The 14188-nt window shown below is 35.1% G+C and carries 14 protein-coding genes and 1 tRNA gene; 10 read left to right on the top strand and 5 right to left on the bottom strand.

What is annotated here, in order from left to right; translation table 11 throughout:
- The first annotated feature begins 205 nt into the window (after positions 1 to 205).
- The 7 genes from dnaE (at position 206) to WOCAOBSORBRA_RS03265 (ending at position 6785) form a co-directional block, all read left to right on the top strand.
- Positions 206 to 3535 carry a DNA polymerase III subunit alpha gene (dnaE, locus tag WOCAOBSORBRA_RS03295; RefSeq protein WP_174515924.1) on the top strand — a complete coding sequence of 1110 codons (3330 nt, stop codon included), beginning with the start codon at positions 206 to 208 and terminating at the stop codon, positions 3533 to 3535.
- Positions 3536 to 3583: 48 nt separating this feature from the next.
- Positions 3584 to 4357 (top strand): 30S ribosomal protein S6, encoded by a 774-nt coding sequence (locus WOCAOBSORBRA_RS03290; protein WP_155969085.1) that lies wholly within the window; start codon positions 3584 to 3586, stop codon positions 4355 to 4357.
- The gene (gene rpsR / locus WOCAOBSORBRA_RS03285) at positions 4357 to 4632 is read left to right on the top strand and encodes a 30S ribosomal protein S18 (protein ID WP_007548890.1); all 276 of its coding nucleotides are present in this window, start codon (positions 4357 to 4359) and stop codon (positions 4630 to 4632) included. Before WOCAOBSORBRA_RS03290 ends, rpsR begins: the two co-directional genes overlap by 1 nt.
- A 7-nt stretch (positions 4633 to 4639) precedes the next feature.
- Positions 4640 to 5194, top strand: a complete 555-nt coding sequence (gene rplI, locus WOCAOBSORBRA_RS03280; RefSeq protein ID WP_007548891.1) for a 50S ribosomal protein L9 — start codon at positions 4640 to 4642, stop codon at positions 5192 to 5194.
- Between the two features lie 44 nt (positions 5195 to 5238).
- A complete protein-coding gene (locus WOCAOBSORBRA_RS03275; RefSeq protein WP_246165618.1) occupies positions 5239 to 5424 on the top strand; it encodes a hypothetical protein in 186 nt (61 codons plus the stop codon).
- A complete protein-coding gene (gene purB / locus WOCAOBSORBRA_RS03270) occupies positions 5421 to 6713 on the top strand; it encodes an adenylosuccinate lyase (protein WP_155969087.1) in 1293 nt (430 codons plus the stop codon). The genes WOCAOBSORBRA_RS03275 and purB overlap by 4 nt, the downstream gene beginning before the upstream one ends.
- Positions 6713 to 6785, top strand: a tRNA-Met gene (locus WOCAOBSORBRA_RS03265). Before purB ends, WOCAOBSORBRA_RS03265 begins: the two co-directional genes overlap by 1 nt.
- 170 nt (positions 6786 to 6955) lie before the next feature.
- Here the strand turns inward: WOCAOBSORBRA_RS03265 and WOCAOBSORBRA_RS03260 are convergent.
- Positions 6956 to 8212 carry an iron-containing alcohol dehydrogenase gene (locus WOCAOBSORBRA_RS03260; protein WP_174515923.1) on the bottom strand — a complete coding sequence of 419 codons (1257 nt, stop codon included), beginning with the start codon at positions 8210 to 8212 and terminating at the stop codon, positions 6956 to 6958.
- 42 nt (positions 8213 to 8254) lie between these two features.
- On the opposite strand from WOCAOBSORBRA_RS03260, the gene dapE reads away from it, so the two are divergent.
- On the top strand, positions 8255 to 9451 hold the full coding sequence (gene dapE / locus WOCAOBSORBRA_RS03255) for a succinyl-diaminopimelate desuccinylase (RefSeq protein WP_155969091.1): 1197 nt from the start codon (positions 8255 to 8257) through the stop codon (positions 9449 to 9451).
- Between the two features lie 117 nt (positions 9452 to 9568).
- Here the strand turns inward: dapE and nth are convergent, their stop codons facing one another.
- The 4 genes from nth to icd form a co-directional block, all read right to left on the bottom strand.
- Positions 9569 to 10207 (bottom strand): endonuclease III, encoded by a 639-nt coding sequence (gene nth, locus WOCAOBSORBRA_RS03250; protein WP_174515922.1) that lies wholly within the window; start codon positions 10205 to 10207, stop codon positions 9569 to 9571.
- 39 nt (positions 10208 to 10246) lie between these two features.
- A complete protein-coding gene (locus WOCAOBSORBRA_RS06280) occupies positions 10247 to 10555 on the bottom strand; it encodes a hypothetical protein (RefSeq protein WP_246165617.1) in 309 nt (102 codons plus the stop codon).
- On the bottom strand, positions 10556 to 11578 hold the full coding sequence (locus tag WOCAOBSORBRA_RS03245; protein ID WP_246165616.1) for a DnaJ domain-containing protein: 1023 nt from the start codon (positions 11576 to 11578) through the stop codon (positions 10556 to 10558).
- An 83-nt stretch (positions 11579 to 11661) separates the two neighbouring features.
- Positions 11662 to 13098, bottom strand: coding sequence for an isocitrate dehydrogenase (gene icd, locus WOCAOBSORBRA_RS03240; RefSeq protein ID WP_155969097.1), 1437 nt, complete (start codon positions 13096 to 13098; stop codon positions 11662 to 11664).
- Positions 13099 to 13243: 145 nt separating this feature from the next.
- Here icd and WOCAOBSORBRA_RS03235 point away from each other — a divergent pair, with 145 nt between their 5' ends.
- A complete protein-coding gene (locus tag WOCAOBSORBRA_RS03235) occupies positions 13244 to 13798 on the top strand; it encodes an RDD family protein (RefSeq protein WP_174515921.1) in 555 nt (184 codons plus the stop codon).
- A 22-nt stretch (positions 13799 to 13820) separates the two neighbouring features.
- A partial coding sequence (locus tag WOCAOBSORBRA_RS03230) for an RDD family protein (RefSeq protein ID WP_246165615.1) occupies positions 13821 to 14188 on the top strand: 368 nt, incomplete at its 3' end.

The following is a 14188-nucleotide window of genomic DNA, read 5'->3' as shown; positions in this document are numbered from 1 at the left end:
ATACATTAAGTAATCCTTACCTTTTAATCTGCAGATTGGCGAAAGCAAATACAATAGCTTCACTATCATGATAAGGGAGCTGGCGGAGTTTGTCAAGTAAGTTTTTGTATTTTAATTTTAGAATTTTATAGGCTTTTGTTCTCATGAAAATTATGTTCTCATGAGTAAATTAATGTTATCCTTTTTTGTTGATCTAAAGTTTCTTATGTTCATACACTTACGTGTTCATAGTGTTTATTCGCTGCTTGAAAGCTCGGTTAAAATTGAGGAGCTGATCGGCCTTTGTTTGCGAAATAAAATGCCAGCGGTTGCAATTACTGATTCAGGTAACTTGTTTGGCTCGCTCGAGTTTTCAGAATATGCAGCAAGTAGGGGAATACAGCTAATAATAGGATGCAATATTATAGTTAAACATTCAGAACAAAATTTACCTATATTATTGCTTGCAAAAAATGAGCAAGGGTACACTAATTTAGTCACTTTGGTGAGTGAGTCTTTTAGAAAGCGCAAGAATAATAGCGATATTCCTTACGTTGATTTTGATGAGCTATTGAATTTAAGTACGGGTCTGATCGCTTTAACCGGTGGATGTTTGGCTCAACTATTGTTGGGGCAAGATAAAGAAACGGTTGAAAAACTGCTTTCAGCATTTAATGGTCATTTATATGTTGAATTGCAGCGTCATGGGCTGAATAAAGAGCTAGAGCTTGAAGAAGCTTTGATAGACTTTGCTTATCAGCGCAATATACCACTAGTTGCAACGAACGATGTGTTTTTTCCAAATAGGTCTGACTATGAGGCTTATGATATATTAACGTGTATATCAGAGGGGAGTTATGCCCTGGAGAATAACAGAAAGAAGTTAACTACCGAGCATTACTTCAAGTCTGTGGCAGAAATGGAGGAGCTATTCAGCGACATTCCCGAAGCAATTCATAACACTTTAGTGATAGCTAAGCGGTGCTCTTACATGCCAAGAAGCAGGCAGCCTATTTTGCCTAAATTTCCTTGTCGAGAAAATAAAACTGAGAATGAAGAACTGAGGGAGCAGGCAGTTGCAGGATTAGAATTCCGTATTGCGAATGAGACAGACATAGACCTTAAACAATACTACGATCGGCTAAATTACGAACTAAGCGTAATAACTTCAATGAATTATTCCGGGTATTTTCTAATAGTTTCTGATTTCATTCGTTGGAGCAAAGCAAATGGCATTCCAGTTGGTCCAGGAAGAGGCTCTGGTGCAGGCTCAATTGTTGCTTGGGGCTTACAGATTACAGACCTTGATCCAATAAAGTTTGGCCTAATATTTGAAAGATTTTTGAATCCTGATCGTGTATCGATGCCTGACTTTGATATCGATTTCTGCCAAGAGAAAAGGGACCTGGTTATTGATTATGTTCAGAAAAAGTACGGTTATGTTGCTCAAATAATCACTTTTGGAAAATTGCAAGCAAGGGCAGTATTGCGTGATGTTGGTAGAGTATTGCAAATGCCTTACTCTCAAGTGGATAAAATATCTAAAATGGTTCCATTTAATCCAGTAAATCCTGTAACTTTATCACAAGCGATAGAGTTTGATCAAAACCTGCAGAAAGAGCGGGATAGTGATGAGGTAATTGCAAAGCTTCTTGATATATCTCTTAAGCTTGAAGGAATATATCGTCACGTTTCAACCCATGCTGCTGGAATTGTAATATGTGATCAAAAGTTGGAAAATTTTGTTCCTGTGTATTATGATCCAAATTCAGCTTTGCCAATCACTCAATACAGCATGAAATATGTGGAGAAAGCTGGGCTAATAAAATTTGATTTTCTTGGGCTTGGTACGCTAACGCTAATAGATCATGTATGTCGTTTAATTAATCGTGATGGAAAAAAGATTGATATTTCTTCAGTTCCTTTGAATGACCAAAAAACCTATGAGATACTCTCAAGCGGTGATTCAATTGGAGTGTTTCAGCTTGAAAGTTCGGGAATGAGAGAAGCTTTAATTAAACTAAAACCGGACTGCATTGAAGATATTATCGCTTTAATTTCCCTTTATCGTCCAGGACCTATGGATAACATTCCAACTTATGTTGCAAGAAAACACGGACTTGAAAAGCCAGATTATATTCATCCGTTACTTGAGGAAGTATTAAAAGAGACATTTGGGGTAATAATTTACCAAGAACAAGTGATGGAAATAGCCCGTATTCTTTCCGGGTATAGCTTAGCGGAAGCAGATCTGCTGAGACGTGCCATGGGTAAGAAAATCAAGGAAGAGATGGATAAACAACGTGAACTTTTCATCCAAGGGGCAACGAAGAATGGCGTTGATTATGACAGGGCAAGTTATATTTTTGACCTTGTTGCAAAATTTGCTGGTTATGGGTTCAATAAATCTCATGCTGCAGCATATGCGGTTATATCTTATCAAACGGCTTACCTTAAAGCTAATTATCCATTAGAATTTTTTACAGCACTAATGAATCTGAATATTGATGATAGAGATAAACTGAATTTATTTTATCATGCAGCAAAGTTTAGTGGCGTTACCGTTCTTTCACCTGATATAAACAAGTCTCAAGCTGAATTCTCAATAGAGGATGAACGCATACGTTATGGTATTGCTGCCTTGAGGAATGTTGGTTTTTCTATAGCGGAAGGAATAGTGAACGTACGTTCAAGCGCTTGTAAGGACATATGGGAATTCATTCAAAATTCAGGTCATATAATAAATAAGAGAGCGCTAGAAAGCCTGATTAAATCCGGAGCATTCGATAGCGTGCATAAGAACAGAAAGCAGCTATATGAGTCAATGGACATGCTGATTTACTTTGCAAATAAAAACAAACAGGATAGAGAATCAAGTCAAGCTGCTTTGTTTGGTAGTCTTGATGTCCTCAAACCGAAACTTGAGAATGTGGAAGATTTTGATGAGGAGGAAAAATTAGAACATGAGTTATTTTCACTAGGATTTTATTTAACTAATCATCCACTTGAAAAATTTAGAACTCTTCTGGAAAAGTTAAATATTGGGTTTATCGGAGAAAATAGAACAGCAAAAACTGCTGGGGTAATATTAAATGCACGTATGAGAACTTCAGAGCGTGGAAGGTTTGTTATCCTTACACTTTCTGATCCCCATAACGTTTCTGAAATAGCATTCTATAATAATGAAATAATAGAAGAAAAAAGAGATTTATTTTCACCAGGAACATTTGTGATAATTGATCTTGAAGCTTCGGAAAATACGACAAGATTAGCAGGCAAGGATATATCTGAGTTTACAAAAAGAGTCACTTCTATAATAAAAGAATTAGTTCTCACCACTGAGTGCACGGATTCGCAAAAAGCCGCTATGGAATTAAACACAATATTGAAAGATGAAGGCAGAACCAAAATAATGCTAAAACTTCTTCTCGAAAAACATAAAGTGAGCATCTTATTACCAGGTGCATACTCAATTGCTCCTCAAGTTATTTATGAAATATCTAACTTAAGCTGGATTAAAGGCGTAGAAATTAATACAAATAACTTGCTTATATAAAAAAGCTTTATATAATGAAATATTTAATCGGTATTAAAGGAAGATATAGTGAATCTTTATGAATTTACTTTTATAGCACAACAAGGATTGTTACAGCAAGAAGTAGAGGAGATGGTCCAAGAGCTAGCTGTTTCATTGAAAAATATTAAAGCAGATGTTATGTTCCAGCAAATCAGGGATATTCTGAAAAAAGGAAATGACAAGCTTACAACACAAGAGTTAGAAGTGCGTGCTGAAAACATTAAAGAAGGTCTAGTTGCTTACTCTGATTTCTTGGAAGATCTTACAAAAATTTTATGGGTTGAATTGGAAGAAGATCTTTCAAATTTGAAAGAAGTGAAGTCAAAAATCGATAAAGAGTTGAAAGATGACCTAAAAGATTTAGGAATAATGCAAGATTTTACAAAATTTCTAGGAGGCAGTACTAAAAGTGCGTTTATCCATAACGCAGTAAATGCTTTGAAGAGAAATATTTCAGAACATCTAATAAAGATTTTTCAAGATATTTTGAAAGATTTTAGAATAAACGGTCCAACTCAATCGAGCAAAGCGTTGGAAATGCTTTTGAAAAACATTGAAGCATCAGGATTAATCAAGTATGAACATTGGGGTCTTTTGGATTTTGCATATCACAAAAATAAAATGAAGAGCGGTCATTATTGTATAATGTGCATAAGTTCTACTGCAAGCATTCTGGATGAATTTATGCGTAGAATGAAACTTAATGAGAACGTTATTCGCCACTTTCCTGTGCAGGTTGATAAAATTTTTGAAGGTAAATCTCATATGATGAATAAACAAATTGAGGAGCAAAGCGCATAATGATGAAAAGACGAAATAGTTTTAATAATTCTTACGTATCTGTAAATAATAGGACTGGCTTTAGGCGTTCTAAAGTTTGCCCTCTTGCTGCGTCTAAAGATGAAGACATAGATTATAAGAATATAGATTTATTATCCAAGTTTACCTCTGACTATGGTAGGATATTACCTAGAAGATTAACAGGCGTATGTGCAAAAAAACAAAGGAAGTTACGCTTAGCGATTATAAGGGCACGTTTTTTAGCTCTTATTCCTTACTGTACTAAAAAAGTTTAGGTAATTTATGTTGATAATTTTAAAGGAAAATATAAGGACTTTAGGTAAGCTTGGTGAAGTTGTCAAAGTTAAACCAGGTTATGCACGTAATTTTCTTTTTCCACAAAGAAAAGCGGTGAAAGCTACCAAGGAAAATTTAACAAAGCTAGAGGAGCAACGTTTATTACTGGAAGAAGAGAATATAAAAAGATTAAATGTAGCAAAAGAGCTTGCGTTGTCACTACATGATAAGTTTGTGGTATTAATAAAGCAAGCTTCAGAGGATGGTAAAATTTTTGGTTCTGTAACAACACGTGAAATTGCGAAAATTTTACTACAAGAAGGACATGTGATAGATCACCGTAGTTTATCTTTTGGTGGAATAAGCATCAAAAACTTGGGTGAATATCAAGTAAACGTAGAATTACATAGTGAAGTAGTAGTACCAATTACTATATACGTCGTGAAATCCGAAACAGATGCAAATGAGCTAAGGCAAGTAAAATTGCAAAATCAGAAATCTGAGCAACAAGAGGCAGAGCAAGATGCGAATAAAGAAGCTGCTGATGGTGATGATAGCTGATCCCTTGTTATAGCCGAAAAGAAATGTCTGCCATGGCTAAGCTGGTGTCATCCCAGTGCTCCCCTCCTGTCATCCCAGTGCGTGACACTGGGATCCAGTTTATTTCATCATGGACATTATTTTATGCTTCTAGAATCCGTTGTCCATTGAATAATTTGCAAATACTTTTATATCTGGATTCCAGTGTCACGCACTGGAATGACACCATTATTGGAATAAATCAAAAATGATTCCCCGCTATAGCAGAAAAGAAATGTCTTCCATTTGGGAGGAAAATAATAAATTTAATATATGGCTTAAAATAGAAAAATTAGCGTGTGAAGCTCAAGCAAAGTTAGGAGTGATTCCGAATAATATTGCTGAGAACCTCTCTGGTGCTATTGAATTTGATGTTGAATGTATCAACGAAATTGAATCCATTGTAAAACATGATGTTATAGCTTTTCTGACATATGTTGCTGAAAAAGCGGGAGTTGATGTTCGTTATCTCCACTATGGAATGACAAGTTCTGATGTTTTGGATACATGCCTTGCGGTGCAACTGAAAGAGTCCTGTGATATTTTGCTCGAGAATCTAAAAAATTTACTTGCAGCATTGAAAAAAAAAGCTGAGGACTATAAAGATATTGTTTGTGTTGGACGCAGTCACGGAATGCATGCAGAACCAACAACTCTTGGAATAAAATTTGCCAGATTTTATGCTGAATTTAAACGCAATTATCAGAGATTAATTAGCGCGCAAAAAGAAATCTCAATTTGTAAAATATCAGGTGCGGTAGGCAATTTTGCAAATGTTGATCCGTTTGTTGAAGAGTATGTAGCGAAAGAAATGGGACTCATACCTGAAACCATATCATCTCAAATCATTCCTCGTGATAGACATGCCATGTTCTTTTCAGTTTTGGGAGTGATTGCAAGCTCAATGGAAAATATTGCAATTGAAATTCGTCATTTGCAAAGAACTGAAATCGGCGAAATTTCTGAGCATTTTTCCACTGGGCAAAAGGGGAGTTCTGCTATGCCGCATAAGTGTAATCCTATTTTAAGTGAAAATTTAACTGGGCTCTCACGTTTAATACGCAGCTATGTGTTTCCTGCGTTAGAAAATGTTGCATTGTGGCACGAACGTGATATATCACACTCGTCTGTGGAAAGATGCATTGCTCCTGATGCTTGTATAACAATGGATTTTGCTTTAGTGCGATTAACAGATTTGATAGATAAATTGGTGATCAATAAGGAAAACATTGAAAAGAACTTAAATTCTTCAAAAGGTTTAGTTTTCTCACAGCGTGTATTGCTTGAGTTAGTAAATAGTGGTTTGGCGAGGGAAGAGGCGTATAAAATTGTTCAGAGCAATGCAATGAAAGTGAAACAAAACAACAGTGATTTTCTGGCCGAATTGAAACAAGATAAACTCTTACTTAAGGTTATTAACTCGGAAAAACTTGAATCTTTGTTTGATTTGAAATACTATACAAAACATGTAGGTCACATGTATAGCAAGGTTTTCAATTAGGCTGAGTAGCTCAGTTGGTAGAGCAGGAGGATCATAATCTCTTGGTCGGGGGTTCGAGTCCCTCCTCAGCCACTCGCACTAAACTATGTTTAGCAAGATAGTGCTATTGGTGAAACCCAGTGTCAACTACTTGGAGTGAGTTGTGTATCCACTCAGGTGAAGAGACAATGGATAAGAAATTGTGAAAAGGGTTTAGCTTTTGGCCTATGATCTCTTTAAATGACAGAATTTCACTACAAAACTTAACTTTCTTCTATGCAGTTAGCTAAGTCAAGAAAGGTGAATCTATCTCTTGTTGTAAACGCAAGATCGACCACTTTACAATATTGTTCTTTATTCCAACTGAGGTGCTCTGGTAAGTGTGGAATTGATAGATCTTCAAATATTTTTTGCAGGTGTTTTGCAGGTAGTAAATTTTGCTTAATTAAACTGGAAATATTATGCCATTCTTTACAAATAATCTCTTGGATTTTTTGCTGCATAATTTGCTTCTGTTCAAAAGTTCTTACAAATTCGATATTATCAAAGCACTGAGTTATATGTTTTACATCTAAAGTGGTCGGTTTGATAATCGGGTTTTGTATTGATAATATCTTTTCCTGCAAATTAGCCATGGTAATCGTCGTAACAGCAATTTTTTCGCCATGTAGTAAGGAATGATCTCTTGTTACCATTTCCATTGCGTGAGCTATCATATGCTCTCCTTGGCTTGCAGAATAGCTGCCTTTTGATATTACCATTCCAAGTCCTGAAATTAGTAGAACTTCCATAAGTAATAGGACCACTTTTCTACTTCTTTTAGTAAGCGCCGTATACTCTCTTAGCAAAATTTGCTCCAAATCGCGAACAAGTGTAAAAGGTAATTCATTGTATTCTGTGCCAAGCAACAAATGAGATATTAGCCAGTCAGCCTGAACTGTTGAACGACAAATGAAATCTGCAAATCCGCTTAATGTGAGACGCAGTGGTGCATTGGCAAGTATGTCTATATCTATATATATTGCTCTTGGAAGATGTGCTTTGAACGATTTTTTATATCCATTTACTAATATTGAAGCATTTGCGGATGTATATCCATTCATGGAAGCGGCTGTTGGGAACGATATATAATCTTTTTTCTCGAGGTAGCTTGCATATTTGCAGATATCGTTAACGGTGCCGCTACCAAATGCAACTATTAAGTCACTGTCTTTTACTTTGTTTCTCACTAGATTTACGGTTTCAAGAGAGGCAGCTCTGCTTGGTGTCATTTCTCTACCTGATGTCATCCCAGCGCGTGACACTGGAATGGCAGGTGGGGTTGGAATAATTAAATGAGAAATTTTATTAAATACGTTTTTGTTTAAAAGTTTTGCTGTATTTTCATCTGCAACTAGAAAGATGTCATTTCCGTGTCGTGTGCATATTTCATAGATATCATCAGCAAGGTGGTAATCTGTTATTACTTCCCTTAGAAAAGTTTGTTCAGCTTGATGTAATATTTGTTTTAAATAATGCATAGAGTGTTTACAATATAGCAATATAAGTATTTTAAGATTGACATGAAAATTGACCCTGTAGAGCTAACTAAGAAATTGATCTCTTTTGAGAGTATAACACCAAGGGACGGCGGGGCAATAGAGTATATAGCAACAATCTTCAAGAAGAGTGGCTTTGATTGTGAAATTTTAGAGTTTGGTGATAAAGTTAAAAATCTTTATGCGAAATATATAAATGGAGTACCAAATTTGTGCTTTGCTGGGCATGTTGATGTTGTACCACCGGGTCAGTTAAAAGATTGGGCATTTGGTCCATTTAATCCAGAAGTGAGGGATGGTATATTATATGGAAGAGGGGCGGCTGATATGAAAAGCGGAGTAGCTGCGTTTATTGCTGCTATGGTAAATTTGATTGCAGAGAAGTTTCAGTTCAATGGTTCAATAAGTGCATTGATTACCAGTGCTGAAGAAAGCACGGAAGAATATGGAACAAAGGCAGTTTTGGAATGGATGAAAAGTAAGCAAAAAAAGGTGGATTTCTGTGTGGTTGCTGAACCAACCAGTAGTGAGAAATTAGGTGATACCATAAAAATAGGCAGAAGAGGTTCTGTAACATTTGAATTAATTTGCCATGGAAAACAAGGGCACGTTGCCTATCCAGACCTAGCAGATAATCCAATATATAAGGTAATATCGATATTGAGTAAGGTAAAAAATACTACTTTTGATCATGGTAATAAATATTTTCAGCCTTCACATTGCGAAGTTACTACTATCGATGTTGGAAATAATACTAGCAATCTAATACCTGGTTCAGCAACTACACGTTTTAACATTCGATATAACAATGAACAAACACCGGGTGGCTTATATAAGCTGATTGATGAAATATGCTCCAGTGTAACTAACGATTATAAACTTTCTGTGCATAGCAGCAGGGACGTTTTCCTCTCTACTCCCGATAGAAATACTGATATTATGCTTGATGCGATAAATAAAGTTACCAGTATTGATGCTGCGCTGAGCACAAGTGGTGGCACATCTGACGCTGCGTTTATCAAAGATGTTTGTCCAGTGATTGAATTTGGTATAATCAACAAAACCGCACATCAGATAAACGAATGCGTATTAGTAAACGATATACACAAGTTAACAGCTATATATAAGGAATTTATAGAAAATTATTTCAATCCCACTAATAAAATATTAAATCAGGTCAACGTGATTAGTAATATATCTAGTGGTCCATTGTTAGCTTAGATGTAATCAGATCTCTTGCATAACTGTTGTTTGAATAATAACTTGTATCATTCCAGCAAAATGTGTCAAGTAAGTTTTTTCGTTTCTATAGCTACTTGGATGACAAAAGAAGAAATACTAGACTTTATACCTTTTGCACTCAAATTCACATAAATCATGAATTATGCACGTTTCACACGAAGGTTTCTGTGCTTTGCAAACATATCTACCATGCAAAACTAGCCAATGATGAGCATAAAGCAGGTATTTTTTGGGAACCACATTTAAAAGAGATTGCTCTGTTTTAAACACATCTTTTTCTTTCACAAGCCCAATTCTATTGCTCACTCTAAAAACGTGAGTATCAACTGCCAATGTTGGAATGCCAAGCCCTGAATTTAAGAACACATTAGCGCTCTTTCTCCCCACTCCAGGCAAAGACACCAAATCATCAAAATTAGTAGGTACTTTGCTGTTGTATCGTTCTACCAATATTTTACTAAGCCCGATTATATTTTTTGCTTTGGAATTATATAAACCAATACTGCTTATGCATTTTTTCAGCTCACTCTGCCCAAAGCTCAGCATTTTTTCTGGCGTATCAGCGATATTAAATAGTTCTCTTGTAATTTTATTAACGCTTACATCAGTTGTCCGCGCTGATAAAACTATCGCAACCAGTAACGTAAAATGATTGGTATAATTTAGCTCTATTCTTGGCGCAGGATTTGATTGTTGAAACTTTTCAAATATTAGTTCTACTTTTTTTGAGTCCATGCATAGAGCTAAAAGTTTATACTATACCGTAATATTCTACTATGCAAATTCAACCGCTTGAGGTCTAGGTGGCTGTTCAGTGTTAACATCAGACATATTAGTGTTCACTTCATCGAAATTCCTCTCAGCAAATTCGCTTGCCACCTCTGTAAAACACTTTCTAACAAGAGGCATAATTATTGGCATTAATAGCCTTCGTGGATCATACCGTCCTAACAGATCAGTTTCCTTTTGCACTCTATCTCTTAGATCTTCCTCAAGTAAATCTTTCATGTGTTTTTCAGTGTATATTTCACAAGCCTTTGAAAATGTAGGACTAAATATCTCAGTAGCTAGCAGTGCTAACAATTACAAAGTACCAAATATTGTCACATCAACATAAAAACTGCCAGAGATAAAACCCTCTATCATTAAAGAAGTAAAAAAGACAGGCAAAGGGTAAAAAACAAAAAGCTTATAGCATAAGTAAATACAATTTATTCTATTTACATATTGATCAGTAGAAATTTCAGAGTTTTTGTATTTTTTTTCGTAATGTTGTGTTAAAGCAGATAAAATCTCTGTCATAATAAGATTTAATGCTACTAGTGGCAAGCATAAACACATCAAGGTATCACTGGCAATTAACCAAGTAGGCAAGAAACAATAGCAATAAATTGCTTCAGCAAAAGCTAAAAAAAGTAAAGTATTTACTTTTTTCTTTAAAGTACTAGATAGCAAATCGTCTCTACGCTTTATAAACTTTTGCATTAGCGCTTGTTTGTCTTCCCTTATTAAACTTCCATTCTTTGTTAAAGGGGCGATATAACTAAATAATTGTATGTTAGGTTTAAGCAAGTGTTCGTCAAGCTCATTTCTCAGCTCTTTGACTTTATCATCGAAAAGTGAGCTATATCTTGGCCAAGAATTTATATAATGGATTAATTTATTTTGGTGTTGCAGATCCTGTATTAGCGAGCTGCTTTTTTTTTCAAGTATAGAAGCAAGCTCAGCAAAATTCCTTCCTCTAACTTCCTCTTCAGTGATATTCAATTTTTCAAATAATTTCTTCCTATAATGGAATTCACGCGCTGTTAAATGCCCATCACTTTCAGCATCAACGCTAATTTTAACACAAGGGTCCCCTGACTTTAAAGGTTCAATATATGCATTTAATTCTTTATAAGCTTTGTCAAGATTTTTAAATCTTTCTTCATTTCCACCTTTATCAGGGTGGTGTACAAGAATCAATTTTCTATATTGTTTTTTTAAAACGCTACTAAGCTCTTGATGATCCTTACCTATAACTTGCTTAGCTTCTATTTCCAATACGTTGAACAGATCAGCATTATCACAAAACTCCTGACCAGTTAACTTAAAATGTTGACCCATTACTACATCTCACATAAATAAATTATATCTCTAGTATAATCTATTTAAATGTTTTATGCAATCATAAGAATGTCAAACGATCATTAAGAGAAAAACCCCTCTTTCCCATCATACAAATACAATTTGTCCATTCTCACCACGTCAAAATTGTGTTCTTCGAGTTTGATTAGCAAGTTATTTACATCACTATTTGTAATAGCTTGCTTTTCATTATTTGCGATAAACCTATAGGTTATTTGGTCACTTGAAGGTTTTGAGTTTCCTGGCCAAATCGCAAGTCCTTTTGAGTATATTGCTATCATTTGCAGATTACTTGATTCAAATAATCCTACTATTTGATCAACATTACTGGATTTGTCCCAAGCGAGAGTTATATCACTACCCACTAGCTTTTTAACTTTGTAATCTTGTTCGTAATTGTCTTGTACTTTATTTATTTTACTATCCAAATTTATTTTACTATCCGAACCACTGCCAATTATAAGCTCAGCAGGTTTCTTTCCTAAATTATCTATAACAGCTTCTGCAAATTCTTTGGTACCAACTTTCTGTTTACTTCTTTTCTCCTTATATAAATCGGCAGTGTGTATTCCATCCTCCAAAGTCTTGAGCCATGCATCGTAGATTAGTTTTGCAGTACCCACTTGACCTATGTAAATTAGCATATGCACTGCAGCATTTAAAAGACCAGAAGGATTGGCTATGTTTTTTCCTGCAATATCAGGGGCAGAACCGTGCACTGCTTCAAACATTGCGTATTCATTCCCGATGTTGCTACTTCCGGCAAGCCCCACAGATCCAGAGGTTTGTGCGACTATATCTGATAATATGTCGCCATATAAGTTCTCGGTTACTATAACATCAAAATTCTCCGGTTCTGTTGCAACACGCGCCATTCCAATATCAACTATATAATGTTCTGCCTTTATATCTGGGTATTCCTTTGCAATGCGATCAAACGCGGCATGGAAAGTTCCGTCAGTCATTTTCATGATGTTATCTTTAGTCAGGCAAGTTACTTTTTTTCTGTTGTGTTTTTTTGCATATTCAAAAGCGTACCTGCATATCTTCTCTGAGCCAGATCTAGTAATAATTTTAGTGCATTGGTAAGAGTCACCAGTGAGCCTATGCTCTATTCCGGTGTAAACGTCCTCTTCATTTTCACGTATCACTACGATATCAAACTTATCGAATTTATTTTCTATAACAGGATGATATGAAATGCATGGTCTGATATTTGCATACAACCCTAGATTTTTTCTGAGTGCAACGTTTAAGCTTTTGTGCCCTTTACCTTGAGGAGTTGTTGTCGGAGATTTTAATAATATTTTTGTCCTTTCAATTGATTCCCAACCACTTGGAGAAATTCCGTGAGACCATTCTTTACTGTAAACACGCTCCCCTATTTCAATAATATCTATTGAGATTTCCGCTTCTGCTTCGCGCAATATCGACAGCACCGCTTCCATGATTTCTGGTCCGATACCGTCGCCATATGCAACTGTGATTAGTGTTGACATAACTTCCCTAGTTATAAATGATTTAATATTAATTTAAATAATAGAGTGGCACAAGTAGCTAATATTACCCAAGTTAGTATATTTACGGTTATTTAATAACGTATTTTTATATCATATGATGATATTATGAAATATAGGTGGGGTTATGAATACTGAAATAAATGTTAAAGTAAATTATGTAGGATTTACAAGGCGTATTGTAGCAGAAATACTTGACCTCATCATATTTTCCCCTCATTTTATCTTCGGTTTTATCTATGGTGTATTCATCGTATCATTACAAGATAAAGATAAAGATAAAGATAAAGATAAAGACTCTTTTCAGGAACTTGCACAACTAGCAACAGAAATACCATTTATAGTTTCTACAGTGGTCGCAACATTAGTACTAACAATATCCAAAATATTAATGGTAACAAAACTTGGTGGTACCCCAGGAAAACTATTGTGTGGTATGCATATTAAAGATGCTAATACATTTACAAATGTTACCCTTATGCAAGCAACAATAAGATGTATTTCTAAGGGAAGCATCTGGATTATTTTTCGCTTTTTGCTTCATCTGCATTATCATGGTTATACTTTTCTATATCTTTTAATTGTGCTAATTTTATTTTTGTTTGCAGTATTTGATCAACGCAAACAGACCTTTTACGATAAAATTGCAAAAACAGTAGTGATAGACTATAAATCTAGTTGATATTTTTCTTTATAGGTAGTACATGGATAAAAAAGTAAACTACTCAACGATGACAAGACGTACTCTAGCATTTATAGTTGATTGTATTTTATTTATCGCAATACCATTTGGTTTAATGGCGGTGGGTTTCTCACTTACACACGCAATACAAGGGATCATGGGTGCAATAATTGTAATCACCACGATTGTATTTTCTTTATTTTTAATGATACCATGCATATTTCATATATTCATGCTAGTAAAATTTGGCGGCACTCCAGGACACTTGTTATTTAGCATGCGTGTAAAAGACAAAGATACATTTGAGTCAATCACTATAGTATTTTCTAAAATGAATGATAAATTTCCATTATGGTATTACCAACCAAAAGTTGTAAGTCTGTATATTTA

It is taken from the genome of Wolbachia endosymbiont of Cardiocondyla obscurior (assembly GCF_902713635.1).
Taxonomy (GTDB): Bacteria; Pseudomonadota; Alphaproteobacteria; order Rickettsiales; family Anaplasmataceae; genus Wolbachia; species Wolbachia pipientis.
The sequence above is the reverse complement of the archived record's forward strand: the minus strand, read 5'-3'. Positions and strand labels throughout refer to the sequence as shown.

Bases quoted from the DNA above. Each gene is read 5' to 3' on its own strand.
- dnaE (WP_174515924.1), top strand. From the start codon at position 206: ATGTTCATACACTTACGTGTTCATAGTGTTTATTCGCTGCTTGAAAGC.
- WOCAOBSORBRA_RS03235 (WP_174515921.1), top strand. From the start codon at position 13,244: ATGAATACTGAAATAAATGTTAAAGTAAATTATGTAGGATTTACAAGG.
- rplI (WP_007548891.1), top strand. From the start codon at position 4,640: ATGTTGATAATTTTAAAGGAAAATATAAGGACTTTAGGTAAGCTTGGT.
- dapE (WP_155969091.1), top strand. From the start codon at position 8,255: ATGAAAATTGACCCTGTAGAGCTAACTAAGAAATTGATCTCTTTTGAG.
- nth (WP_174515922.1), bottom strand. From the start codon at position 10,207: ATGGACTCAAAAAAAGTAGAACTAATATTTGAAAAGTTTCAACAATCA.
- rpsR (WP_007548890.1), top strand. From the start codon at position 4,357: ATGATGAAAAGACGAAATAGTTTTAATAATTCTTACGTATCTGTAAAT.
- icd (WP_155969097.1), bottom strand. From the start codon at position 13,098: ATGTCAACACTAATCACAGTTGCATATGGCGACGGTATCGGACCAGAA.
- WOCAOBSORBRA_RS03245 (WP_246165616.1), bottom strand. From the start codon at position 11,578: ATGGGTCAACATTTTAAGTTAACTGGTCAGGAGTTTTGTGATAATGCT.
- purB (WP_155969087.1), top strand. From the start codon at position 5,421: ATGATTCCCCGCTATAGCAGAAAAGAAATGTCTTCCATTTGGGAGGAA.
- WOCAOBSORBRA_RS03260 (WP_174515923.1), bottom strand. From the start codon at position 8,212: ATGCATTATTTAAAACAAATATTACATCAAGCTGAACAAACTTTTCTA.